This window comes from Spirillospora sp. NPDC048819 (assembly GCF_040650055.1).
Classification (GTDB): Bacteria; Actinomycetota; Actinomycetes; order Streptosporangiales; family Streptosporangiaceae; genus Spirillospora.
The window spans coordinates 17,116-40,865 of the sequence record NZ_JBEZGN010000044.1 but is presented as its reverse complement, the minus strand read 5'-3'; the positions used below and the strand labels follow the sequence as shown (position 1 = coordinate 40,865).

21 protein-coding genes and 3 tRNA genes are annotated in these 23,750 nt (G+C 73.0%); 12 read left to right on the top strand and 12 right to left on the bottom strand.

The window, feature by feature from the left end; genetic code table 11:
• Window positions 1-23 precede the first annotated feature (23 nt).
• Both AB0C35_RS39380 and AB0C35_RS39375 read left to right on the top strand, forming a co-directional pair.
• A complete protein-coding gene (locus AB0C35_RS39380; protein WP_358467455.1) occupies window positions 24-680 on the top strand; it encodes a response regulator transcription factor in 657 nt (218 codons plus the stop codon).
• Window positions 677-1,999: a HAMP domain-containing sensor histidine kinase gene (locus AB0C35_RS39375; RefSeq protein WP_358467453.1), complete on the top strand. Its 1,323-nt coding sequence runs from the start codon at window positions 677-679 to the stop codon at window positions 1,997-1,999. Before AB0C35_RS39380 ends, AB0C35_RS39375 begins: the two co-directional genes overlap by 4 nt.
• Here the strand turns inward: AB0C35_RS39375 and AB0C35_RS39370 are convergent.
• Window positions 1,982-2,950, bottom strand: a complete 969-nt coding sequence (locus AB0C35_RS39370) for a sensor histidine kinase (RefSeq protein WP_358467451.1) — start codon at window positions 2,948-2,950, stop codon at window positions 1,982-1,984. The two genes, AB0C35_RS39375 and AB0C35_RS39370, sit on opposite strands and share 18 nt — an antisense overlap.
• Window positions 2,947-3,801: an STAS domain-containing protein gene (locus tag AB0C35_RS39365; protein WP_358467449.1), complete on the bottom strand. Its 855-nt coding sequence runs from the start codon at window positions 3,799-3,801 to the stop codon at window positions 2,947-2,949. Before AB0C35_RS39365 ends, AB0C35_RS39370 begins: the two co-directional genes overlap by 4 nt.
• Before the next feature lie 210 nt (window positions 3,802-4,011).
• On the opposite strand from AB0C35_RS39365, the gene AB0C35_RS39360 reads away from it, so the two are divergent.
• Window positions 4,012-4,521 (top strand): DUF664 domain-containing protein, encoded by a 510-nt coding sequence (locus AB0C35_RS39360; protein ID WP_358467447.1) that lies wholly within the window; start codon window positions 4,012-4,014, stop codon window positions 4,519-4,521.
• Between the two features lie 36 nt (window positions 4,522-4,557).
• Here AB0C35_RS39360 and AB0C35_RS39355 read toward each other — a convergent pair whose 3' ends face one another.
• From AB0C35_RS39355 to AB0C35_RS39335, 5 genes are all read right to left on the bottom strand, one after another.
• Window positions 4,558-5,880, bottom strand: coding sequence for a glycosyltransferase family 4 protein (locus AB0C35_RS39355; RefSeq protein ID WP_358467445.1), 1,323 nt, complete (start codon window positions 5,878-5,880; stop codon window positions 4,558-4,560).
• 60 nt (window positions 5,881-5,940) lie between these two features.
• Window positions 5,941-7,035, bottom strand: coding sequence for an Ig-like domain-containing protein (locus tag AB0C35_RS39350; RefSeq protein WP_358467443.1), 1,095 nt, complete (start codon window positions 7,033-7,035; stop codon window positions 5,941-5,943).
• 302 nt (window positions 7,036-7,337) lie between these two features.
• Entirely contained in the window at window positions 7,338-8,519 is a 1,182-nt protein-coding gene (locus AB0C35_RS39345) for an Ig-like domain-containing protein (protein ID WP_358467441.1), read from the bottom strand.
• A 119-nt stretch (window positions 8,520-8,638) separates the two neighbouring features.
• A complete protein-coding gene (locus tag AB0C35_RS39340; protein ID WP_358467439.1) occupies window positions 8,639-9,442 on the bottom strand; it encodes a VC0807 family protein in 804 nt (267 codons plus the stop codon).
• Window positions 9,443-9,765: 323 nt separating this feature from the next.
• A complete protein-coding gene (locus AB0C35_RS39335) occupies window positions 9,766-10,692 on the bottom strand; it encodes a LysR family transcriptional regulator (protein ID WP_358467438.1) in 927 nt (308 codons plus the stop codon).
• Between the two features lie 156 nt (window positions 10,693-10,848).
• Between AB0C35_RS39335 and AB0C35_RS39330 the strand changes: the two genes are divergently transcribed.
• A complete protein-coding gene (locus AB0C35_RS39330; RefSeq protein WP_358467436.1) occupies window positions 10,849-12,201 on the top strand; it encodes a pyridoxal phosphate-dependent aminotransferase in 1,353 nt (450 codons plus the stop codon).
• A 16-nt stretch (window positions 12,202-12,217) separates the two neighbouring features.
• Here the strand turns inward: AB0C35_RS39330 and AB0C35_RS39325 are convergent.
• The 3 genes from AB0C35_RS39325 to AB0C35_RS39315 all read right to left on the bottom strand — a co-directional run bounded on the left by AB0C35_RS39325 (window position 12,218) and on the right by AB0C35_RS39315 (window position 12,518).
• Window positions 12,218-12,305 (bottom strand) — tRNA-Ser (locus tag AB0C35_RS39325).
• Window positions 12,306-12,360: 55 nt separating this feature from the next.
• Window positions 12,361-12,431, bottom strand: a tRNA-Ala gene (locus AB0C35_RS39320).
• A gap of 15 nt (window positions 12,432-12,446) precedes the next feature.
• Window positions 12,447-12,518 (bottom strand) — tRNA-Trp (locus AB0C35_RS39315).
• A gap of 301 nt (window positions 12,519-12,819) precedes the next feature.
• Between AB0C35_RS39315 and AB0C35_RS39310 the strand changes: the two genes are divergently transcribed.
• Entirely contained in the window at window positions 12,820-13,392 is a 573-nt protein-coding gene (locus AB0C35_RS39310) for a hypothetical protein (protein ID WP_358467434.1), read from the top strand.
• Between the two features lie 215 nt (window positions 13,393-13,607).
• A complete protein-coding gene (locus AB0C35_RS39305) occupies window positions 13,608-14,195 on the top strand; it encodes a CGNR zinc finger domain-containing protein (protein ID WP_358467432.1) in 588 nt (195 codons plus the stop codon).
• A 55-nt stretch (window positions 14,196-14,250) separates the two neighbouring features.
• Here AB0C35_RS39305 and folP read toward each other — a convergent pair whose 3' ends face one another.
• Window positions 14,251-15,090: a dihydropteroate synthase gene (gene folP, locus AB0C35_RS39300; protein ID WP_358467430.1), complete on the bottom strand. Its 840-nt coding sequence runs from the start codon at window positions 15,088-15,090 to the stop codon at window positions 14,251-14,253.
• A gap of 176 nt (window positions 15,091-15,266) precedes the next feature.
• On the opposite strand from folP, the gene AB0C35_RS39295 reads away from it, so the two are divergent.
• The 3 genes from AB0C35_RS39295 (at window position 15,267) to AB0C35_RS39285 (ending at window position 18,957) form a co-directional block, all read left to right on the top strand.
• Window positions 15,267-16,301, top strand: coding sequence for a GDP-mannose 4,6-dehydratase (locus tag AB0C35_RS39295; protein ID WP_358467509.1), 1,035 nt, complete (start codon window positions 15,267-15,269; stop codon window positions 16,299-16,301).
• Between the two features lie 97 nt (window positions 16,302-16,398).
• Complete coding sequence (locus tag AB0C35_RS39290) at window positions 16,399-17,973, top strand: MFS transporter (RefSeq protein ID WP_358467428.1); 1,575 nt, start codon at window positions 16,399-16,401, stop codon at window positions 17,971-17,973.
• Window positions 17,974-18,084: 111 nt separating this feature from the next.
• Window positions 18,085-18,957: a LysR family transcriptional regulator gene (locus tag AB0C35_RS39285; protein WP_358467426.1), complete on the top strand. Its 873-nt coding sequence runs from the start codon at window positions 18,085-18,087 to the stop codon at window positions 18,955-18,957.
• A 75-nt stretch (window positions 18,958-19,032) separates the two neighbouring features.
• On the opposite strand, the gene AB0C35_RS39280 is transcribed toward AB0C35_RS39285, so the two are convergent.
• Window positions 19,033-19,947: an Lrp/AsnC family transcriptional regulator gene (locus AB0C35_RS39280; protein WP_358467424.1), complete on the bottom strand. Its 915-nt coding sequence runs from the start codon at window positions 19,945-19,947 to the stop codon at window positions 19,033-19,035.
• A gap of 88 nt (window positions 19,948-20,035) precedes the next feature.
• Between AB0C35_RS39280 and AB0C35_RS39275 the strand changes: the two genes are divergently transcribed.
• The 3 genes from AB0C35_RS39275 to AB0C35_RS39265 all read left to right on the top strand — a co-directional run bounded on the left by AB0C35_RS39275 (window position 20,036) and on the right by AB0C35_RS39265 (window position 23,696).
• Entirely contained in the window at window positions 20,036-20,260 is a 225-nt protein-coding gene (locus AB0C35_RS39275; RefSeq protein WP_358467422.1) for a hypothetical protein, read from the top strand.
• Window positions 20,261-20,665: 405 nt separating this feature from the next.
• Entirely contained in the window at window positions 20,666-22,102 is a 1,437-nt protein-coding gene (locus AB0C35_RS39270; RefSeq protein WP_358467420.1) for a GuaB1 family IMP dehydrogenase-related protein, read from the top strand.
• A 136-nt stretch (window positions 22,103-22,238) separates the two neighbouring features.
• Window positions 22,239-23,696 carry an LCP family protein gene (locus tag AB0C35_RS39265; RefSeq protein ID WP_358467418.1) on the top strand — a complete coding sequence of 486 codons (1,458 nt, stop codon included), beginning with the start codon at window positions 22,239-22,241 and terminating at the stop codon, window positions 23,694-23,696.
• The last annotated feature ends 54 nt before the right edge of the window (window positions 23,697-23,750 follow it).

The following is a 23,750-nucleotide window of genomic DNA, read 5'->3' as shown; positions in this document are numbered from 1 at the left end:
CAGGACGGCAGGGGAGGACGACCGTGCGGGTACTGATCGCCGAGGACGAGCGGATGCTCGCGGACTCGATCGCCGAGGGACTCAGGGCCGAGGCCCTCGCCGTGGACGTCGTCTACGACGGGGACGCGGCGCTCGAAAGGCTAGGCGTGCACGACTACGACATCCTCGTCCTGGACCGGGATCTGCCGGTCGTGCACGGCGACGACGTGTGCCGCGCGGTGGTGGAGTCCGGCGCGCTGGTCCGGGTGCTGATGCTCACCGCCGCCGTGACCGTCCCGGCGAGGGTCGATGGGCTCCGGATCGGCGCCGACGACTATCTGACCAAGCCGTTCGCGTTCGAGGAGCTGGTGGCGCGGGTCCAGGCGCTCGGCCGCCGCGCCCGTGCGGCGGCTCCGCCGACCCTGGAACGCGCCGGCATCCGGCTCGACCCGTCCCGCCGGGAGGTGTACCGGGACGGGCGCTACGTGCATCTGGCGCGCAAGGAGTTCGGGCTTCTGGCCGAACTGCTGCGCGCGGACGGGACGATCGTGTCCGCCGAGCGGCTGCTGGAGAAGGTCTGGGACGAGCACGCCGACCCGTTCACCAACACCGTCCGGGTGACGCTGATGAAGCTGCGCCGCAAACTCGGCGATCCCCCGGTCATCGAGACCGTCCCTGGAGTGGGGTACCGGATTCCATGACGAAGCTCACCGATTCGACAGGGCTCACCGGGGCGACGGGGTTCACCGGCTCAACGGGGTTCGCCAGGCGTCTGCGGCCCACGATCCGGATGCGGCTCACGCTGCTGTACACCGGCCTGTTCCTGTGCACGGGCGTGGTCCTGCTGGGCCTGACCTACATCCTGGTGCAGAGCAGTCTTCAGCGGCAGAGCGAACCGGCCGTCAACGCGGACCGGGTGCTCATGGCCCGGGGTCAGGCGAACGAGTTCGCCGCCCCGCCCCCGATGAACAACGAGGCCACGATCCGGACGGTCGAGGGCTTCCTGGTCCAGGGGCGCGAGGACTACCAGCGGGAGACGCTGAGCGCGCTCCTGACCCAGGGCGGCATCGCCCTCGGGGTCGTGGGCGCGGCGGGGCTCGGTTTCGGATGGCTGCTCGCCGACCGTGCGCTGCGTCCCGTCCACAAGATCACCGAGACGGCGGGCCGGGTGGCGCGCAGCCACGACCTCAGCGAGCGGATCTCCTACGAGGGCCCGCGCGACGACGTCAAGGAGCTGGCGGACGCCTTCGACACCATGCTCGGCCGGCTGGCCGGGGCGTTCGACGGCCAGCGCCGCTTCGTCGCGAACGCCTCCCACGAGCTGCGCACCCCGCTCGCCATCAACCGGACGCTCGTGGACGTGGCGGTGCGCCGCCCCGACGCCACCGACGACGTCAAGCGGCTCGGCGAGTCGCTGCTGGTCGTCAACGGGCGGCACGAGCGGCTCATCGACGGGCTCCTCACCCTCGCGGGCACCGAGAACGCCGTGACCGGCGCCGGGCCGCTGGACCTGGCGGACGTGGCGGGCCACGTCCTCGACCAGGCGGCCGCCGAGGCCGAGGCCAGGGGCGTGGTCGCCGTGCGCGGCCTCGGCCCGGCGCCCGCCTCGGGCGATCCCGTCCTCGTCGAGCGGCTCGTGCAGAACCTGGTCGAGAACGCGATCCGGCACAACCACGACGGCGGTGACCTGGCGGTCGCCACCGGGGAGAAGGACGGCTGGGCGGAGGTCGTCGTCACCAACACCGGGCCGGTCGTGCCCGCCTACGAGATCGAGACGATCTTCGAGCCGTTCCGCCGGCTCGGCAACGACCGGGTGCGCTCCGACCGCGGCTCCGGGCTGGGCCTGTCGATCGTCCGCGCGACGGCGACCGCGCACGGCGGCACCGTGACCGCCGCGCCGCGTCCCGGCGGCGGACTCGTCGTCACCGTCCGGCTGCCCGCCCGCGAGCCCGCCGGGCGGCCGGGCGTCGGCGGCGGGGACGCGGACCACGCCGGTCTCGCCTCACCCGTCCAGCGGTGATCCGCCGTGGTGCGTTTCGGCGGAGCGCAGGTTCGGGGTGTGCAGCCGGATCGTGGTGCCGTCGGGTGCGGGCCGCACGTCGAGGTGGTCGCAGATCTGCCGGGCGAGCCAGAACCCGTCGCCCGGCCTCGGGTCCAGCGTCGGCGGGTGCAGCCCGATGAACGGGTCGAGGGACGTGGTGGCGGGCAGGCGGATGTCGCACACGACCTCGCCGGGCCGCACCCACAGCGCGACGCTCGGCCGTTCCGCCCCGGCGCCGGGCGCTCCGGTGAGCAGTTCGCCGACCGCGGCGGAGAAGATCATCAGGCGTTCGCCGGCCAGCCCGAGCATCGCGCTCTCCATCACGACGGCGTGCCGCATCCGGCTGAGGTCCCCGCCGAACGTCAGCGTGACGGCGTCGTCCGGGCGGCGGGGCAGCGGCGCGGCCCGCGCGCGGACGAACGAGACGGGCTCGGTGTAGCGGGGGCTCGCGGCCACGTCGGCGCCGTCCACCATGTGCGGATGGGTGCGCAGCGCGTTGCCGACGATCTCCGGTTCGACGGTGCGCGCGTCATAGGGGCAGATCATGTGGATGCCGGTGCCGGCCAGTACGGCGTTGAGCGCGGACTCCATGCACTCCCAGGCCTCGACCTGCCGGGCGGACCGCCCCGCCCAGACGGGTTCGGCGATGATCCGGACCCGGCCGGCGCGGGGATGCCGGTGCCGGTAGCCGGTGAAGGCGGCGACGCGCTGCGGCGGGCGGCGGCCGAAGAACGCGGTCTCGGCGTAGTCGACCTTCCGCGCGTGCCGCCCGAGGGCGGTCTGCACCAGATCGAGGTTGACCGGCGTGGTGGCGACCAGCACCGGCTCGTCCCGCCGCAGGCCCTCGTCGATGAACGGCACGGCCATCCGCAGGAACTCGTCGTCGTCGGCGTACAGGCAGCCCTGATGGACGAACGCAGAACCTCTCACCCCCGGTCCCCCTCTTCCACCACGATCCGGCGATCCCACGCGTAGAGGCGCAGGACGGCCCTGATCACCGGACCGGGCGCGTGCAGGACGAGCCGGTGGCCGTCCGGCATCGCCTCGGCCGCGTGTGCCAGCAGCCGCACCGCCCGCACATCGGCGAACCGCAGGCCCCGGACGTACAGCCGCAGGTCCCGTCCGTCCAGCGGCGCCGTCTCCAGCGCCCTCGTCAGCAGGCCGATGTTCGAGTCGTCGATCTCCCCCTCCAGGCACAGCCCGGCCGGGTCGCGCACGGGCCGGACACACAGCAGCGGGTGCCGTGCCAGGGCCGTCGCCGCGTCCAGTGTCAGCGGGTGCCGCTCCGCTAGGGCGGGCAGGACCGCCTCGGGCAGCCGGAGCCGATCGCCGTGGCAGATCACGGCCGGGGGGCGGGGCCGGTCCCGCAGGACGGTCAGCGGGCAGCGGCCCGGCCGGCCGACGTCGGCGGCCGCGGCCTCCGGCGCGCCCGCCAGGACCCCGGCCACGTCCACGCACATCCTCAGCCCCCGCAGGCCCAGCCGGGCGGCGTCGGCGGCCTGCGCGTCCAGCACCCGGATCAGCCGCGGGACGTCCAGCCGCCCGCCGGCGAACCCCGCCTCACCGGGAGTCAGGACGATCACCTGCCCGCCGCCGGGCAGAGCGCGGGCGTCGTGGCCGTCGCGGGCGACGGCGTCGACGAAGACGGCCCGCTCACCGCGGACGGCGGCGGCGGTCACGTGCGCGGCCCGCAGCCGGCGGCGCTCGTCCTCGCCGGCGTACCGGACGTACGCGTGGTCGCCCGGCTCGATGCCGAACACCGAGGTCAAGGCGTCGGACATGATCCGCCCGACACCCCTGGCGGGACGCACGCCACCGGCATCCGCACCCCTCCCCGAGCATCCGAGTCGTCCCGCCCGGTGAGCCGCCCTCACCGATCACGCTAAGGATCGTACGCATCACGTTGAGTATCAAGCGGAATGCCGGAACCCGCCGCGCCGCGGCGGGGCGAGGTCCTGAACGCGCGGGCCCGTTCGGGTAGCGTCAGGGCAATGACCAGCGCGCAACTGCTCACCGACGCGTTCGGCCGGATCCGGGAGGCGGTCCACGACGCGGCCGGCGGGCTCACCCCGCGGCAGCTCGCCTACCGCGCCGGTGAGGGGGCCAACCCGATCGGCTGGCTCGTCTGGCACCTCACCCGCGTCCAGGACGATCACATCGCCGGCGCCGCCGGCACCGCCCAGGTGTGGACGCGGGACGGCTGGGCCGGCCGGTTCGGGCTCCCGCTCGACCCGTCCGACACCGGCTACGGCCACACGGCGGACGAGGTCGCGGCGGTCCAGGTCGACTCGGCGGAGCTGCTGACCGGCTATCACGACGCCGTGCACGACCGGACCGTCGAGTACGTGGGTTCGCTCACCGACGACGATCTGGACCGCGTCGTGGACCGCGCATGGGACCCGCCGGTCACGCTGGCCGTGCGGCTGATCAGCGTGATCTCCGATGACCTGCAGCATGCCGGCCAGGCGGCCTTCGTCCGCGGCCTCCTGCGGCGCGGCTGAGCCGCCGCCGGCGCCGCCGGCCTCCGGTGGGGACGCTCAGGCCGGGATGCGCCGCGACTTCTCGGGCTTGCCGGTGAAGTCGTGCGGCGGGAACGGGCGGAGCCCGGAGATGAGGCGTGACCAGCGCGCGCCGATGTGCTCCAGGTCGTAGGCGCGCGCGGACCGCCGGGCCTGCTCGCCGAGCCGGTCGCGGAGGCCGGGGTCGGCGATCAGCTCGCGGAGCGCGGCGGTGAGCGCGTCCACGTCCCCGGTCGGGACCAGCAGCCCGTCGTGCCCGTGCGTGATCAGCTCCGGCGGGCCGAAGGGGCAGTCGAACGACACGACCGGCAGTCCCATCCCCATGGCCTCGATGATGACCATCGGCATGCCCTCGCGGCGGGACGACAGGACGTAGATCGACGCGCGCGCCATCTCGCCGTGCAGGTCGCGGGTGAAACCGCTCAGCTCGACCCGTCCGGTCAGGCCGAGTTCGGCGATCAGCGCGGCGAGCCGTTCCCGGCGCAGCCCGGAGCCGAAGATGCGCAGCGTCCAGCCGGGATGCTCGGCGGCGATCGGCGCGTAGGCGCGGATCAGCAGGTCGAAGCCCTTGTTGGCGACGAGGCGGCCGGCGGCCAGCACGACCTCGTGCTCGCGCCGGGACGGCCGGCCCGGCAGCGGCGGCGAGGCGTTGGGGATCCGGACGATGCGGACGCCGGATCCGGCGAGGGCCGCCTCGTAGCCGGCGCGGGCCGGCGCGGTGAGGACGCTGAGCACGGTGAGCCGGCGGTAGGCGCGCACGACCTGCCGCCGGAGGGGCGGCTGGTAGGACTCCAGGCTCATGTGGTCCTGCCCGATCGTCGCGGTGCCGCGCGGCGTGAGCTCGGCGGCCAGCAGGATGAGCGACGGCCGGGTCGCGATGAGCACGTCGCACGGCGTGCGGTGGAGGGCGCGCAGGAGGCACACGTCCGTCCAGAGGCTCATGTAGCGGAAGGACGACTCCTCCGCCGGGATCAGCAGGCTCGGGAACCGGCCCAGGAGGCGGGCCGTCCTGCCCTTGGGGGCGAAGCGGTCGTCGGCGTAGGTGACCGCGGCGCCGGCGGGCAGCGGGAAGAACGGTTTCGGGTTCCCCTTCAGGGCGCTGACGATCTCGATGTCGTGGTCGCGCGTCAGGGGCCCGCAGAGGTTCAGGACGGTGCGGATCGTGCCGCCCGTCCCGTGCGCGTTCTGCAGGAGGACGCGGACGTGGAGCCGCTCACCCGGCGGCGGTACGCGCCTCCATCGGAGCGGACGTAAGGTCCATAGCGCCGCCCGGCGCAGAACACGGTGTGCCCTGCGCCGGACGCGGCGCCGCAGTCTCGGCTTGCGGTCTGGTTCGTTCACCGGGTCCCCCGTCGAAGGCGGCCGTGTCCGGCTCCTTCCCGGCGGCGGGCCCGGTTAACGTCAGCCGGTCGTCACCGTGCGGTCGAGCGCGCTGCCCTCGACCCAGCGCTTCCAGGACATCTCGTAGTAGCTCCAGCCGTTGAACGGGTCAAGGCCGCGCTTGCTGCCGGTGATGATCACCGGGTCGCCCCGGTAGGACCACTTGTAGAACCAGCGGGCGTCCTTGGGCGGCGAGTTGATGCAGCCGTGGCTGACGTTCTGGCGGCCCTGCGCCCACACGGTCGCGGCCATCTCGTGGACGTACTCGCCGGTGGCGGAGATCCTCACCGCCCACGGGATGACCTCCTTGTAGCCGCCGTTCTTCTTGTCCTTCGGATCGACGCCCATCCACTCCGACGTCATGATCGCCGGATTCTCCTTGCCCATGGTCAGGTGGATGCCGCTGGCGGTGAGGTAGGTGTCGACGCCGTTGACCACGCGCCCGCCCCGGCCGGCGCTGATCGGCCAGGTCCGGACCGTCTTGCCGTTCTCCTTGGCGACGGCCTTCTTGCTCTTGGCGCTGATGTGGGTGATGTGCGAGTCGCCGATGCGGAACGCGCGCTTGAAGTCGGACATGCCGTAGGTGTTCTTGGCCGACTTCACCCCGGACAGCTTGGCCCGGAACTGGATCTCCTGGTTGGGCTTCCAGTACTGGCCGTTCTTGGTGCGGAAGATCGCCGTGGTGTCGTTCGCCCAGTGCCACGCCCCGGTGGCGGGCTTGGTGGACTTGACCTCCAGGGCCTTCTCCACGGCCTTCTTGTCGGCCACCTCGCGGTTGAAGACGACCCGGATCGGCATGCCGACCCCGACCTTCTCGTCCTTGCCGGGCGTGACGTCGGCGATGTCGAGCACCCGCGCCGCCCGCTGCGTGGCGAACGTGGCGTTGACCGTGGTCGACTTGCCCTGCGGGCTCGTGGCGACCGCCGTGACCTGGAACTTGGAGCCGGGACGCAGCGTGCGCGACTTCCAGGTGGTCTTGTCGGCGGCCATCTCGCCGTCGACCGGCTTCCCCTTGTACGTGACGGTGACCTTGTCGAGGGTCCCGCCCGCCGCCGTGACCGTGACACCGTCCTCCGGCTCGGCCTTGACATTCCCGTTGCCCGGGTCGATCGTCACCTGTGGAACGTTCGCGTCGGCTTTCTCACCGACGGTGACACCGTTGTCCTTCTCACCCCCGCTGCAGGCCGTGACCAGGAGCAACACGACACCCGCCATCGCCGTGCCCGCCCGAACTCCTGCGGAAAGCCTCCGCTGCACCTCGAACCTCCAGTACCCCGCCGTCTACCAGAGAGACATTAGCGACAAAAGTCCTCGATCATGCCACGTCACAGGGTTTTTGCAGGTCTCCGAGATCAAAGCGTTGCAGAGCGGCGCGCCGCCCGGTGCGGACCGGGCGGCGCGCCGCCGATCGTGGCAGGTCAGCCCAGCGCGCTGCCCTGCCGCCACTTGTCGAAGGACAGCTGCCAGTAGCCCCAGCCGTTGTCCCACTCGACCTCGCGGTCGGTGCCGGTCAGCTTGATGACGTCGCCGCGCTGCATGATGTCGTAGTACCAGCGCGCGTTGGCGGGGCTGACGTTGATGCAGCCGTGGCTGACGTTCGCCGAGCCCTGCGATCCGACCGACCAGGGCGCCGAGTGCACGAACTCGCCGCTGTTGGAGAAGCGGACCGCGTGGTCGACGACCGTCTTGTAGTACCCGGGGTCGCCCGGCTTGCGGCCGGGAGCCGTCATCGTGACGGGGTTGCCCTTGCCCATCAGCAGGTGGACGCCGCTGGTCGTGGTGTACTCCCGCGTCTGGCCGTTGCCCGCGCTGAACGGGATGGTCCGCAGCTTCTCGCCGTCCCGGGTCACGGTCATGTGGTGCTTGCGCATGTCGCCGGTGGTGATCTGCGCGGCGCCGATGTGGAGGGTCGCCTGCGCGTCCTTCGCGCCGTAGACGCCGCCGCCCGCGTTGACCCCGGCCAGGGTCGCGTGGAAGGCGACCTTCTGGTGCGGCTGCCAGTACGTCTTCGTCCGGTAGATCACCTGGTCTGGGGCGACCCACCGCCACGCGCCCTCCACCGGCTTGTCCGGCTTGACCCGCAGGGCCCGCTCGACGGCGGCCTTGTCGGTGACCGGGCGGTCGAACCGGACGATGATCGGCATGCCGACGCCGACCTTCTCCCCCTCGACGTTCGGGGTCACATCGACGATCGAGAGCGTCTGGGCCGCCTTGAGCGTGGTGAAGGAACTGGTCACGGTGCGGGTCTTGCCGTCGTCGCGAGCCTGCGCGGTGACGGTGTAGGACGTTCCGGGCGTCATCGTCCGGGTGGAGCTCCAGGTCTTGCGGTCGTCACCGAACTTCCCGGTGATCGTGGCGCCCTCGCCCTGGACGGTGACCTTCTGCAGCTTGCCGTCGGCGGCCTTCACCTGGATCGTGCCGTCCGGCTTGACCTGTGCGGTCCCGTTGGCCGGCGTGATCGTCATGGGCTCGCCCGAGTTCCCGGCGGCCAGCTTGCCCCCGCCGCCGACCGTGCAGCCGGCCGTGCCGCCGACCATGAGCATCGCCACCATGCCCGTGCCGCCGGTCAGCACCAGCCTGAAACGGCCCCTAGTCGCCACAACTCCCCCAAACTCAAAAATTCGCCCGTGTCGGACTATCTGAGAATGGAGACGCCGCGGACGGGCCGGAAGTTCGGCCCGCGGGGCGGCCGATCACTGCTCAGGCCGGATGAGGCCGCTCAGGCGGCGGGCACGCTCTCGGCGGGCTCGCGGTTGATGTGGCGCACGAGGCGCTTGAAGCCCCACACGGACACGGCGATGCCGATCGCGCCGAGCCCGGCGACGATGCCGGTGCGGATCCACAGGTACATGCTGATCGATTGGCTGAACAGCATCCAGAGGCTGACGCCCACGTTCGCGAGCAGGACCGCCGACCACAGCAGCGAGATGCGCAGGAAGAACCGGTGGACCCTGGCGTGCTTGTAGAACGCGTCGGGGATCGGCGCCATGTCCCTGGCGAGCTTCATCGCCAGCGGCTTGCCGAGCGGCACCGAGGCGAGGAAGGCCATGCTCACGCACAGCGTCCCGAGCGTCGGCTGCAGGAAGTACACGACCGCGCTGCCCGTCGCGGCGGCCAGCCCCGCGCGGACGGTCACGCCGACCGCCGCCAGCAGCAGCATCCCCGACACCGGATGCCCGCGCACGTACCGGTAGACGATGCCGCCGTACACCCAGGCGACGGCGGCGACGAGCGCCCCGGTCAGGCCCAGGAGCATGAGGGCGACGTAGAACACCACGACGGGGGCGATGACCCCCTCGACGAATCGAGGAAGCGCGTGCATGAGCAGCGCCGGCACCCGCGGCAGCTCGAACACGAGGTGCCCCGCGCCGTGCGGTTCCTCGGACCCGGCCGCACGCGTGAGCCCCGACGGGGCCTCGGCACGCGTGAGCCCCGATGGGGTCTCGGCACGTGGGGCCTCAGCGGCGGAGCCCTCCGCGGGCGCGGTCACCGCCGCGGCGCTCTCCGCGGGACGGCTCTCCACAGCGCGAGGCTCCTCCGCGGGGGTGTCCGCCGCGAGTGTGGGAGGTTCCACCGCCCCGAGAGGCGGTGCGGGCATGGTCGCCGGTCGATCCATCGAGCGATGTGCTCCCCGATCGGTGTGCATGAACTCGGATGTGCTCACGATTCGCCCCACCGTACGTGATGATCCGCACCCGTATGTCCGTTTTGAAAGATGACCCGGGTTCCGCGGCCGTTCCCTCTTAGTTCGGCTCCGCGTCCCTTCGGTGCGGGTGGCGTCCGGAAACGGCCAGAGTCGAACCGGCATGACCCCGGCCCTGATTCCGACTTTAGCGGCCCCCTCGCTCAGCTCTCCGGCGGGGCGGGCTGAGCGTCGCGAGCCGCCGCGTAGATGGCTCTGAGCGTGACCGCCACCGACGGCCTGCGCACGCTCGCGGTCCGGGTGACGGCGTAGACCTCGCGGGCCAGCGTGCATTCGGGGATGCGCCGCACCGCCACGCCCTGGTCGCCGGCGGCGAGGGCCAGCGCGGGCACCGCGGTGATGCCGATCCCCCGCGCCACCAGGCTGAGGATCGTGTGCAGGCCCTCGAACTCCCACGGGACGGGACGGGCCCCGCCGACGGTGTCCAGGAGCCGCTCGACGGCCTGCCGGGACAGTTCCCCGGGCGGCGCGGCCATCCACGGCTCCTCCCGCAGCCGCTGCAGGTCCACGGGCAGCGCGGGGTCCGACATGGGGTGCGTGGCCGGGACGACGAGGACCAGCGGATCCCGGCGCAGGTGGAAGAACTCCAGGGCGGCGGGCGACTGGTCGGGGACCTTGCCCGTCCAGTCGTCGATGAGCGCGATGTCCACCTCGCCGTTCTGCACCTGCCGGATGCCGTCGCCGCGGCGGGTCTGGCGCAGGACGAACGTCAGCCCGGGATGCTCGCCGAGGCTCTGCGCGAGCGCGGGCGCGAAGGCGACGGCGGCGGTGGGGAACGCGGTGACGACGACGCGCCCCATGGGGGTCTCCGAATGCGCCGACAGCTCCGCCTCGGCGGTCTCGACCAGGCCGAGGATCTCCTCGGCGCGCTCGGCCAGGCGGCGCCCGGCGTCGGTCAGCTCCGCGCTGCGGGCGGTCCGGTCCAGCAGCGGGACGCGGGCCTCCCGCTCCAGCGCGGACAGCTGCTGGGAGACCGCCGACGGCGTGTAGCCGAGGGCGGCGGCGGTCGCGGCGATGCTGCCGCGGCGGGCGAATTCGGCGAGCAGCCGGAGGCGGCGCAGCTCTAGCATCATTCCATCTTACGGTCACCATCGATGAGACTCGCTTGTGATGATGCTAGAAGCGGGCAAGTATGAGATCGAGCCCGGCCGGGTCGCACAGGGGGATTGCGCAGTCACCCACCGCTGTTTCGTCATCCCTATTTCGCCATGCCCTTTGGAGCATAGATGCCTGCCCAGAAAGAGCCTGCCCGGAAACTGTCCGCACCCGTCCGGCCGGTGCCCTTCACCCCGCGTCCGGTCCCGCTGTCGGCGACGCTCGCGGTGAACGAGGCGATCGCGCGCAAGCGCAGGGAGGGCCGGCGCGTCCTCCCCCTGGGCTTCGGGGAGGCCGGGATACCGATCCACCCCGCCCTGACCCGCGAGCTCGGCGCCGCCGCGGGCCGCGGCGGCTATGGCCCGGTGGCCGGGTCCGCCGCGCTGCGCGCCGCCGCCGCCGGCTACTGGGCGCGGCGCGGGCTGCCCACCGACCCGTCCGCCGTCGTCGCCGGTCCCGGCAGCAAGCCGCTGCTGTACGCCCTGCTCACCGCGCTCGGCGGCGATGTCGTCGTGCCGGCGCCGAGCTGGGTGACCTACGCCGCGCAGACGTCGCTGGTGGGCGCCGAGCCGATCCGCGTCGCCACCCCGCCCGGCGAAGGCGGTGTGCCGAGCCCGGCGCTGCTGGCCGACGCCGTCGTGCGGGCCCGCGCGCGGGGCAGGGACGTGCGGGCCGTGGTGGTGACGCTGCCCGACAACCCGACGGGGACGATCGCCTCCGCGGACACCGTGCGGCGGCTGTGCGCGGTGGCGCGCGAGCACGACCTTGTGATCATCTCGGACGAGATCTACCGCGACCTGGTGCACGTGCCGGGCCGCGAGGTACCGAGCCCGGCCCGGCACGCGCCGGAGCGGACCGTCGTGACGACCGCCCTGAGCAAGAGCCTGGCCGCGGGCGGCTGGCGGATCGGCGTCGCGCGGCTGCCGGACGGCCCGTTCGGCCGGGCGCTGCGCGACAGCCTGCTCGGCGTGGCGAGCGAGATCTGGTCCAGCGCCCCGGCCCCGATGCAGCACGCCGCCGCGTACGCGTTCGCCGAGCCGCCCGAGCTGGTCGAGCACATCGACCGCAGCCGGCGGCTGCACGCCGCGATCACCGGCGCGGTCGCCGACCGGTTCGCCGCCGCGGGCGCGCGGGTCACGCGGCCGGAGGCGGCCTTCTACGTTTACCCCGACTTCGGTCCGGTCCGGGAGGTGCTGCGGGTCAACCACGGCATCCGGACGGCCGGGGACCTGACGCATCTGCTGCTGGAGCGTTACGGGGTCGGCGTCCTGCCCGGCAGCTCGTTCGGGGACGCCCCGGCGGCCCTGCGGATGCGGGTGGCGCCGAGCCTGCTCTACGGGGAGACCGACGAGCAGCGGCTCGCGGCCCTGGCCTCCCCCGCCCCGGCGGCGCTGCCCTGGATCGCGGGCGCCCTGGACCGCCTCGGCGACGTCCTCGCCGACCTTTCCGAGTCGGTCACCGCGGGCGAGCCGGTGCCGGCCTGACCGGAAAAGGCCGGAATGGCGGAGGGTAAGGGAGTCGAACCCCTTCGAGTGTCACCTCGACGTCAGTTTTCGAAACTGCTGCCTTACCGTTCGGCCAACCCTCCGGGCGAAAGCGCGGGCCGTCCGGGCGCCCGGACGGCCCGCCGCGTGAACCGCCGGTGGACCAGCAGGGAGTCGAACCCTGATCGCTTCCTTGCAAGGGAAGTGTGCTGCCGTTACACCACAAGCCCGTGATCCGCGCTCAGCTGGGGCGGTAGGAGTCGAACCCACTTTCCGCCGGTTTTGGAGACCGGCCGCCTATCCGGTGGCTCACCCCATCGTGCTTTCGCGTCCTGTTCGATGTGTCCAATGATGCTGAGGTTCCCGGCATGGCACAAAGTGTTTTCTGCGTGAAGGGCCGGATGCGCACCGTCATCGGCGCCGTGATCGGCCGTGCGGAGGATCACGGCCTGGCCCGACCGGCACGTATAAGCGTGGTGTAAGGTCCAACGACGCACGGGGCGAACGTCACGAATCGACCAACGGCCAGCCAAGCGGCATCCGGTCCGCCTTGCCCGTGATAAACCCAAGATGAGCACGAAGTCACGCAAGTGATGAAAGAAGGCGAGGGGGCCCGCCATGAGGCATGCACGGGACGGGGCTGCCGCGGCGATGAGCGCCGCCTCCAGGATTCTGGTCGCGCGGGGCAAGAACGAGCCCCAGGAGATGGAGAATCCGGAAGTCGCCTGGGGTCAGCGCGCCCGTGACGGCGTGTGGGTGCCGACCAGGGACGGGCAGCGGATCCACCTCGGGATCGACGTGGCGGCGGCGGACACCGTCGCCCAGGTGCTGCGCCCCAGCCTGCGGGTGTTCGTGGGCGTCGACGTCGACACCGACATCGTCGCGCAGACGACGGCCGGCGGCGTGCGGCTGCTGACGGTGATCCACGGACCCGACGCCCCCTCGGAGTTCCGTTTCACCGTCTCCCTCGCCGACGGCCTCACGCTGGAGTCGATGCCGTCCGGCGGCTACGACGTCGTCCATCTGCGTTACGGCGCGACCGTGGGCCGGCTCTACAACCCGTGGGCGAGCGACTCGATGTTCCGTCAGGTGAAGGCCGACTACACGCTGGAGGGCGCGGCCGTCACGATGCGGATCCAGCACACGGACGCCTACTACCCGGTCGTCGCCGACCCCCACTACGAGCGCTGACGGGCGCCGATCCCCCGCCGCGGGCGCGCCCGCGGCCCTCGCCGCGCATGGAACGTTCCGGCCGGATCAGGCCGCGTGGCGCACCGGCACGTCCTGGCGGGGTGCGCGTGGACGTGGGCGACCGGCGTCATATGGTTGGGGGCCACGGGCCGCGTTCCGGCCCCGGCGGCGCCGCCGGGCACACGACCGCCCCGGTCCCGGAGACTGGAGTCATTGTGATCTTCACTCATGACACCGAGCACGCGCTCGCCGTCGTCGTCGACCTGATCAACACGGGTGCGGCGGCGTCCGGCGCCGAGCGCCTCGGCGGGCTGCCCGGCCTGCGCTCGTTCGTGGAGCGCAACACGTTCAGCGACGTGGGCGAGCTCACCGACGCCGACCTGCTGCGGGTCCTGGACCTGCGCGCCCGGTTCCACGCGGTGTTCCGCGCTGGCGACGTCCCGTCCGCCGTGCGGCAGATCAACGAGATCGTCGGCGCGGTCGGCGCCACCCCCCACCTGACCGATCACGACGGCTACGACTGGCACGTGCACTTCTTCGCGCCCGGCGCCCCGCTGGGCGAGCACCTGGCCGCCGACTGCGGCATGGCGCTGGCGTACGTGGTGGCGGCGGGCGAACTGGACCGGCTGCGCACCTGCGAGGCGCCCGACTGCTCACGGGTCCTGGTGGACCTGTCGCGCAACCGCTGCCGCCGCTACTGCGACAGCCGCACCTGCGGCAACCGCATGCACGTGGCCGCCTACCGGGCCAGGCAGCGGGAAGCCGGCGCCGACTCGCCCCAGAAGGAGACCGCCGCGCACTGACGGCCGTTCAGGAGCACGGCCGTTCAGGAGCACGGGCGTTCAGGAACGCAGGCGTTCAGGAGCGCAGGGCGGCGACCGCGTCGAGGGCGCGGCGCGCGCCGGCGACGTCGTGGACGCGGAAGGCGCGGGCGCCGAGGAGGGCGGAGACGCCGAGGACGGCCATCGTGCCGACGCCGCGTGCGCCGACCGGGCGGCCGAGGGTCTCCCCGATGAAGTCCTTGTTGGACACCGCGACCAGTACCGGCCACCCGGTGGCGGTCAGCTCGCCGAGCCGCCGGGTGATCTCCAGGGAGTGCCGGGTGTTCTTACCGAAGTCGTGGGCGGGGTCGATGAGGATCGCGTCCCGGCGCACCCCGAGGGCGGCGGCCCGCTCGGCCTCGGCGGTGATGTGCGCGATCACGTCGGCGACGACGTCGGCGTAGCCGATCCGGTGCGGGCGGGTGCGGGGGGCGAGGGCGCCCGCGTGCGAGCAGACCAGGCCGATGCCGTGCGCCGCGGCGACCTCGGCGAGCCGGGGGTCGGGGCCGCCCCAGGTGTCGTTGAGCAGGTCGGCGCCCGCCCGCGCCACCGCCTCGCCGACCTCGGGGCGCCAGGTGTCGACGCTGATCACCACGCCGGGATGGCGGTCGCGGACGGCGGCGACCAGGTCGACGACCCGGCGCAGTTCCTCGTCGACGCCGACGTCCTCGCCGGGGCCGGCCTTCACGCCGCCGATGTCGACGATGTCGGCGCCGGCGGCGACGGCCCGGCCGGCGGCGTCGAGGGCCGCGTCGAAGCCGTAGGTGGCGCCCCGGTCGAAGAACGAGTCGGGTGTGCGGTTCACCACGGCCATGATCGCGTGCGGGCCGATCTCGCGGCCGTTCAGCCGCAGCGGCGGCACCAGCGCAGAGCTCATGATGCCCTCACCGTGGCACACCGGCGGCCCGGCGGGCGAACCAGAAGTGAATTCGGTTCAAACGGTGCCCTCCCTCGTCATCGACGCGGCGTGGTCGGTAATCTCATATTTCACGCTCGTTGCGGGTCCCACCCGTGGTGGGCCCGGTCGGACCTATTACAGCCATGGAGGATCCGCTGTCCAGGCGAGCACTCATCACCGGCATCACCGGACAGGACGGCTCGTATCTGGCCGAGCATCTGCTTGGGCTGGGGTACGAGGTCTGGGGCCTGGTGCGGGGGCAGGCGAACCCCCATGTGTCGCGGCTGCGCAAGCACATCGGCGACGTTCAGATCACCACCGGAGACCTCCTGGACCAGGGCAGCCTGATCTCGGCGGTGGAGCGGGTACAGCCCGACGAGGTCTACAACCTGGGCGCGATCTCCTACGTGCCGATGTCGTGGCAGCAGGCCGAGCTCACCGCCGAGGTGACCGGCATGGGCGTGCTGCGGATGCTGGAGGCGATCCGCGTGGTGTCGGGCATCAGCCCGTCCCGGACGCCGGGCCGCGAGCAGATCCGGTTCTACCAGGCGTCGTCGTCGGAGATGTTCGGGATGGTGCGGGAGACGCCGCAGAACGAGAGGACGCCGTTCCACCCGCGCAGCCCGTACGGGGTGGCCAAGAGCTACGGGCACTACATCACGCAGAACTACCGCGAGTCCTACGGGATGTTCGCCGTCAGCGGGATCCTGTTCAACCACGAGTCCCCGCGCCGGGGCGCCGAGTTCGTGACCCGGAAGGTGACGCTCGGCGCGGCGCGCATCAAGCTGGGCCTGGCGACCGAGCTTCGGCTCGGCAACCTGGACGCGCGGCGCGACTGGGGCTACGCGGGCGACTACGCCCGCGCGATGCGGCTGATGCTGGTGCAGGACGCCCCCGAGGACTACGTCATCGGAACGGGCCAGACGCAGTCGGTGCGGGAGCTGGTGGAGTTCGCGTTCCGCACGGCGGGCCTGAACTGGGAGGACCACGTCGTCCTGGACGCCCGCTACACGCGTCCCGCCGAGGTCGACCTGCTGTGCGCCGACCCGAAGAGGGCCCGCGAGCAGCTCGGCTGGGAGCCGGCGGTGACGTTCGAGGAGCTGGTGACGATGATGGTCGAGTCGGACCTGCGGCTTTTGTCGCGGTCCGCGCGTCCTGAGGACGAGCCGTTCAGCCCCGACCACTGGTGATCAGGCCCGACCACTGGTGATTCGTCGCGCCGGGGAGGCGTGACCCGGGCGGATCGTGGCACCATGCAGGCATGGTCGCCGAAGAACCGGTCGTCTGATGCCGGACGTCAGGCTGGGCACCGGGCCCGGGCGCTGGATCCTGCTGGCGACCGTGCTCGGGTCGGGCGTGGCGATGCTCGACGCCACGGTCGTGAACGTGGCGCTGCCGGCGCTGGCGCGTGACCTGGGCGCCGACATGGCCGGGCTGCAGTGGACGGTGAACGCCTACACGCTCACGCTCGCCGGGTTCATCCTGCTCGGCGGCTCGCTCGGGGACCGGTTCGGACGGCGGCGGATCTTCCTCATCGGCGTCGTGTGGTTCGCGGTCGCCTCGGCGCTGTGCGGTCTCGCCCTGAACATCGAGATGCTGATCGTGTCGCGGGCGCTGCAGGGCGTGGGCGGCGCGCTGCTCACCCCCGGGTCGCTGGCGATCATCCAGTCGTCGTTCGCCCCCGACGACCGTCCCCGCGCGGTGGGCGCCTGGTCGGGCCTCGGCGGCGTCGCGGCCGCGGTCGGGCCGTTCGCGGGCGGCTGGCTGGTGGAGGCGGCCGGCTGGCGGTGGGTGTTCCTGCTGAACGTGCCGCTGACCGCCGTGGTGGTGCTGGTGGCGGCCCGGCACGTCCCCGAGAGCGCCGACCCGCAGGCCCGCGGGCGCTTCGACGTGCTCGGCGCGGCGCTGGCGGCGCTCGCCCTGGCGGGGACGACCTACGCGCTCACCGAGGCGCCCGGCGGCGACGTGAACGCCACGGTCATCGGGGCCGCCGCCGTCGCGGGCCTGGCGGCCGCGGTCGGGTTCGTGGCGGTCGAGCGCATCCGCGGCCGGGGGCGGCCGCTGCCCGGCCGGCGCGTGAGGGGCGGGACCGGGCGGGAGGCGCCGCAGCCGATGCTGCCGCTGGACGTGTTCGCGTCCCGGCAGTTCTCCGCCGTCAACGTCGTCACGTTCATCATGTACGGCGGGATGGCCGTGCTGTTCTTCCTGTTCGTGCTGCACCTGCAGGTCGTCGGCGAGTTCTCGCCGATCGCCGCGGGGTCGGCGCTGCTGCCGGTCACCGTGCTGATGCTGCTGTTGTCGGCGCGGGCGGGCGCGCTCGCGCAGCGGATCGGCCCGCGGCTGCCGATGACGGGCGGGCTGCTGGTGGCGGCCGCCGGGATGCTGATGGTCTCCCGGATCGGCGCGGACGCCTCGTACGCGCGCGACGTCCTGCCCCCCGTGATCGTGTTCGGGCTGGGCCTGTCGGCGGTGGTCGCACCGCTCACCGCAACCGTGCTCGCCACCGCGGAAGTCCGCCACGCGGGCGTGGCCAGCGGGGTCAACAACGCGGTGGCGCGGGCCGCCGGGCTGCTGGCGGTGGCGGCGATCCCGCCGCTGGCGGGGCTGACCGGCGACGCCTACGAGAACCCCGCCGACTTCTCCCGGGGATTCGGGATCGCGATGGCCACGTGCGCCGCGATCCTCGTCTGCGGGGCGGTGCTGAGCTTCCTGACCATCGGCGACGACGCGCTGCGGACCCCGTCCGGGGAGCAGGTCGAACCGGAGTGCAAGAGCCACTGCGGCGTCGGCGCCCCGCAGCTGCAGCCCGAGCCGGAGACCGTCCCGCCCGGCCCGCCCGGGGGCCTGCGCAAGGCCCCGTGACCGGGGCCGCAACCTTGATCACCTGGCCGGACGCGGTCCGCCGCCGCTGATTCTCGGTCCGATTCCGGCTATGTCCGGGACCGGATCGGTTCGTTGTCATACGGTCAAGGCATGAATCTGCGGCAGCTGCGCTATGTCGTGGCGACCGCCGACCACGGCACGATGACGTCGGCGGCCCAGGCTCTCTACGTGGCCCAGCCCGCGCTCTCGCGGGCCGTCCGCGAACTGGAGCGCGAGCTCGGCGTCGAACTGTTCGCGCGTTCCGGCCGCGGCGTCGTCCTCACCCCCACCGGCGAGCAGGTGGTCCGGCAGGCCCGCGTCGCGCTGGGCGCCGTCGAGGCGATCGAGGCCCTGTCGGTCGCCCGCGCCAACGGGCGGGGCGCGGAGCTGCGCATCGCCGTCACCGCGTCCCTGGAGCCGGAGCTGACCGGCCGGCTCATCCCCCGCTTCGCCCGCGACCAGCCGGCCGTCCGGATCCGGGTGGTCCGCTGCGCGGACCGCGACCAGGTCGCCGCGGCGCTGCGGGCGGGCCGCGCCGACCTGGCGCTGACCGACCTGCCCGTCCCGGGCGACATGTCCGCGCACCCGTTCGAGCAGCGGGAGGTCGTGCTGATCTCGCCGCCCGCGCTGAAGGTCCGCGAGCCGGTGTCCCCGGCGGCGCTGAACGGGATGCGGCTCGTGCTGCCCGCCCGCGGCAGCGCCCGCCGCGCCGAGATCGACACGATGCTGCGGCGCATCGGCGCCACCCCGGTCGCCGCCGTCGAGTCCGACGAGCGCGGCGCCTGGCTCGGCTGGGTCCGCGCGGGGATGGGGTCCCTGCTGTGGTACCGGAACCAGATCGACGACACCGAGGGGGTGACCGTCCGGTCGTTCATGCCGCCGATCACCCGCATGATCGGGCTGGTCCACGCGCACCGCAGGCTCCCGCCCGCCGCGCGCGACTTCCTGGCGTTCGCCAAGGAGACGGGCCGCGACGACCACTGACGCCGGACGGACCGGTTCCCGGCCGCCCCGGCCCCGCCCCGGCCGCGGTTCGCGCCGCGGCCGGGGCGGGGCCGGTCAGGACGCCCCGTTGAGGGGGTGCTCGGGGAGTTCGACGGCGTAGGACTCCTTCACCACGTCCAGGTGGTGCCAGGACTCCCGGACCGTCACCCCGGGCACCGACCGGATCGCGTCCAGCACGGCGACCAGCTCGCTGCGGGAGGTCGCCTCGGCCTGCCCGACGATGTCGTAGCGGCCGAAGCCCGTCGCCAGGTAGCGGACGCCGTCCTGGGACGCGACCGCCTCGGCGACCTTGCGCAGCCCTCCGGTCACCATCAGCCCGAACCCGCCGAGTTCGGCGGCGCCGAGGGCCAGCGGGTCGGCCAGGCCGGTGACCTGGATGACGCCCGTGCGCATGAGCCTGACCACCCGGGCCCGGGTGGCGGCCTGCGACAGGCCGATGATGTGCGCGAGCCGGGTGTAGGGGGCGCGCCCGTCGCGCTGCAGCTCCTGCAGGAGCCGCCAGTCGATGTCGTCGAGGCTGACCTCGCCGAGCTCGCGCACCACCGCGTGCGTGTCGCGCACGGTGGACACCGACCGGAACACCTCCGCCGCGCGCACGCCGGGGACGGACCGGATGTGGTCCACCTCGGCCGCGAGCGCGGCGTCGTCGCGGGTGCGCACCTGCGCGACCAGGTCGTGCGGGCCGGCGGTCAGCGCGGTGAAGCTGACGGCGGGGCGTTCGGCGATGGCCGCGGCCACCTCCCTGGCCGAGCCGTCCACGGTGACCGAGAGGTGCCCGATCGCCTCCGCGCCGACGACGGCGGCGTGCACGATGCCGACGACGCGGACGACCTTGGTCTCGAGAAGGTGCTGTACCCGTGCCCGCACTGCCGTGCGGGAAAGCCCGACGCGGTCGGCGAGCGCCTGGAACGTCGCCCTGCCATCCCGCTGGAGCTCGCGGACGAGCACGGCGTCGACCGCATCCAGCACGGCTCTCCTCCTCGACGTGTAATGAATCGTTCTGCCAGCAACTGCAAGATCATTCCATTTCAGGACGGTATGACGTCAAATATTGATCTTGCTCGTGTTCGTCATGCCCGGCGGCCGTCGATGCGTCTGCGCCGGGTTCCGCGCGGCGCCGTTTCCGACGCCGGGTCAACCGCTGCAAGAGCGCAACGCTGCCGGGCTCGCGCCGCCCACCCGGCGCGGCGCCGCGCCGGCGGCGGCCGCGCGGAATGACAATGATCACCGCGGCGATCGCCGCCCCGGCGGGGCGGCCCGCGGCGCGGGCGAGCGCGGCTGACCGGGCCCAAGTGCGTGACCTGCATGCGCTTCTCCCGGTGTTCTGCTGTCACGCCCCCACGGCGGGTCTCGCCGTCCGCATGAGGCACATGTAAGAAAAGTGCATCCGGGGCGCAGTTACGTCAAGAGGTAACTTTACAGAGAGCCAAGCCCCACGTTGCACCGTTTTGCACCACAGTCATGGTGTTCACTCGCGTCACACGCGGAAGGGGACGGGGGAACCACCGGAGATCACCCGGCCACGCCGCGGGGACACAGAGTCATCACCCCTGGGTACGGCCCCGCGGACCCGCCGCGGGCGCTGCGGCGGCCCCCGGGCCCGGCTTGGCGGGAGCATCGGCGGGTATGGCCGACAATGAACGGTGGCCAGGCCACCCGGATCCCGTGATTGGTGTGTAGAACCGCCGTGCATCTGCTGAACGGTGAGCGTTCCGCTCACGACCTCACCTACAACGACGTCTTCATGGTCCCGCGCCGCTCCTCGGTCGGGTCGCGCCTGGACGTCGACCTTTCGACCTCGGACGGCAGCGGGACGACCGTGCCGCTCGTCGTGGCCAACATGACGGCCGTCTCCGGACGCCGGATGGCCGAGACCGTCGCCCGGCGCGGCGGCATCGCGGTGCTTCCCCAGGACATCCCGGCCGACGTGGTCGCCGAGGTCATCGGCTGGGTCAAGGGACGCGACCTGATCGTGGACACCCCGATCCGGCTGGACCCGTCGAGCACGGCCGGCGACGCGCTCGCGCTGCTGCCGAAGCGGGCGCACGGCGCGGTGATCGTCGTCGAGGACGACCGGCCGGTGGGCGTCGTCACCGAGGCCGACTGCCAGGGCGTCGACCGGTTCGCCCAGCTCCGCGACATCATGTCCCGCGACCTGGTCACGGTGCCGGCCGGCGTGGACCCGCGCGAGGCGTTCGACCGGCTGCACGAGCGCGGCCACCGGCTCGCCCCCGTCGTCGACGCCGCCGGCCGGCTGGCGGGCATCCTGACCCGCACCGGGGCGCTGCGCGCCACCCTCTACAAGCCCGCTGTGGACGGCGCCGGGCGGCTGCGCATCGCCGCGGCGGTCGGCGTGAACGGCGACATCGCCGGCAAGGCCAAGGCGCTGCTGGACGCGGGCGCCGACCTGCTCGTCGTCGACACCGCGCACGGCCACCAGGACAAGATGCTGAGCGCGCTCGCCGCCGTCCGGGGCCTGGACCCCGGCGTCCCGGTCGCGGCCGGGAACGTGGTGACGGCCGAGGGCACCCGCGACCTGATCGAGGCCGGCGCCGACATCGTCAAGGTCGGCGTGGGACCCGGCGCGATGTGCACGACCCGGATGATGACCGGAGTCGGCCGCCCGCAGTTCTCCGCCGTCCTGGAGTGCGCCGCCGAGGCCCGCCGCCTCGGCCAGCACGTGTGGGCCGACGGCGGGGTCCGGCACCCCCGCGACGTGGCCCTGGCGCTGGCGGCCGGCGCCGCGAACGTGATGGTCGGCTCCTGGTTCGCCGGCACCTACGAGTCGCCCGGCGACCTGCAGCGCGCCGCCGACGGCCGGCTCTACAAGGAGAGCTTCGGGATGGCGTCCGCGCGGGCCGTGCGGCTGCGCACCGCCGACGACTCCCCGTTCGACCGGGCCCGCAAGGCGCTGTTCGAGGAGGGCATCTCCACGTCCCGGATGTTCCTGGACCCGCGGCGGCCCGGCGTGGAGGACCTGATCGACTCGATCGTCGCCGGGCTGCGCAGCTCGTGCACCTACGCGGGCGCCCGCACGCTGGAGGAGTTCCACGAGCGGGCGACCGTCGGGATCCAGGGTTCGTCCGGGTACGCCGAGGGCATGCCGCTGTCCAGCAGCTGGTAAACCTTCTGATTCTGCCTTCTCGACCGCCATCTCATTTCGCGACACGCCGTAGCCGACACGCCATATTTTGTGTTGTGACATGCACGCTCTGTAGTAGGGGACGGAGCGGGGGCTGCCGTCCCTGAAGGGGGCGGACATGTTCGACTCGGGATCGACCGGCAACCGGACACCGCTGCTGCCGGACCGTGCGCGGCCGGAGGACGGCGGGCGGGACAAGCGGCACGAGCGGGGCAGGAGGGCCGCGCGGGACCGGCGGGACGCGGCGCTGCGGCGGCTGGCGGAGGCGCTGCTGATGGCCGCGGTGTCACCGGCGCTGCCCGGCGTCGCGCACCTGCGGGCGGGGCGCGTCCGGCTCGGCGCGGCGCTGCTCGGCGCGCAGGCGGTGCTGCTGACGGCCGCGGCTCTGTGCGCCGGTCACGGCCGCTCGCTGTTCCTCGAGCTGTCGGTGCGGCCCGGCTGGCTGCTGGCCCTGACGGCCGGCTCCGCGGTCCTGGCGGGGTTGTGGGCGGCGCTGATCGTCCACTCCTACGCGGTGCTGGCGCCGGGCGGGCTGTCGCCGCTGTGGCGCCTCGCCGCGGGCACCACCGTCTCGGTCCTGTGCCTGCTGGCCGTCGTCCCGCCGCTGACCGTCGCGCACTACGGCCATCTGCAGCGCGGCCTGGTCACCAGCCTGTTCGGCGACGACCGGTACGCGGCCCGCGGCGCGGCGGCCGCCCCGCGGGAGACCGCCGACCCGTGGGCGCGCATTCCGCGCCTCAACGTCCTGCTCATCGGCGGCGACGCCGACGTGGGCCGCCCCGGAATCCGCACCGACAGCATGACGCTCGCCAGCGTCGACACCGGGACGGGGAACACGGTCCTGCTGAGCCTGCCGCGCAATCTGCAGCACGTGCCGGTGTGGTCGGGCAGCGAGCGGGTCCCGTACCCGCCCGAGGGGCTGCTGAACGCCGTCTACGGGGCCGGGACCGAGCGTCCCGGCGTCCTCTCCGGCGGCGGGCACGTCCCCGACCCCGGCGCCGAGCTGCTGAAGCGGACCGTCGCGCACATCCTCGGCCGTCCCGTCCCCTACTACGCGATGGTCGACATGCGCAGCTTCCGGCAGATCGTGGACGCGGTCGGCGGTGTCCGGGTCTGTGTGGCCGACGCCGTCCCCGTGCCCAGGCAGCAGGTGCCGGCGGGGGTCCTGAAACCCGGCTGCCGCACGCTGAGCGGCCGGGAGGCCCTCTGGTACGGGCGGTCGCGGACGGGCACCAGCGACTTCGACCGGATGGGCCGGCAGAAATGCCTGATGTGGGCGCTCGCCCGCCAGGCGGGGCCGCTCACCGTGCTGCGCAGCTTCCAGCGGCTCACCCAGGTCTTCAAGGAATCCGTCAGCACCGACCTGCCGCGCGGGCTGCTGCCGCCGCTGGTCGACCTGGCGGCCAAGATCAGGAACGCCGAGATCACGAGCCTGCAGTTCGTCCCGCCCCTCATCTCGACCTGGCGCCCGGACTACGCCGAGATCAGGCGGATGGCGGCGCGGGCGGTCCGCGCCTCCGCGTCGGGCTCCCATAAGACGGCCGGATTGAATATCCTGAACAACAGCTGCACCTAGGGCACCCCGAGGGGCAGCGCGCGCTCGCACGCGGTCGACTCCCACGCAACTTTT

Coding starts and splice junctions, on each gene's coding strand:
- AB0C35_RS39290 (WP_358467428.1), top strand. CDS start 16,399: ATGCCGGACGTCAGGCTGGGCACCGGGCCCGGGCGCTGGATCCTGCTG.
- AB0C35_RS39365 (WP_358467449.1), bottom strand. CDS start 3,801: ATGTCCGACGCCTTGACCTCGGTGTTCGGCATCGAGCCGGGCGACCAC.
- AB0C35_RS39335 (WP_358467438.1), bottom strand. CDS start 10,692: ATGCTAGAGCTGCGCCGCCTCCGGCTGCTCGCCGAATTCGCCCGCCGC.
- AB0C35_RS39375 (WP_358467453.1), top strand. CDS start 677: ATGACGAAGCTCACCGATTCGACAGGGCTCACCGGGGCGACGGGGTTC.
- AB0C35_RS39285 (WP_358467426.1), top strand. CDS start 18,085: ATGAATCTGCGGCAGCTGCGCTATGTCGTGGCGACCGCCGACCACGGC.
- folP (WP_358467430.1), bottom strand. CDS start 15,090: ATGAGCTCTGCGCTGGTGCCGCCGCTGCGGCTGAACGGCCGCGAGATC.
- AB0C35_RS39360 (WP_358467447.1), top strand. CDS start 4,012: ATGACCAGCGCGCAACTGCTCACCGACGCGTTCGGCCGGATCCGGGAG.
- AB0C35_RS39310 (WP_358467434.1), top strand. CDS start 12,820: ATGAGGCATGCACGGGACGGGGCTGCCGCGGCGATGAGCGCCGCCTCC.
- AB0C35_RS39265 (WP_358467418.1), top strand. CDS start 22,239: ATGTTCGACTCGGGATCGACCGGCAACCGGACACCGCTGCTGCCGGAC.
- AB0C35_RS39330 (WP_358467436.1), top strand. CDS start 10,849: ATGCCTGCCCAGAAAGAGCCTGCCCGGAAACTGTCCGCACCCGTCCGG.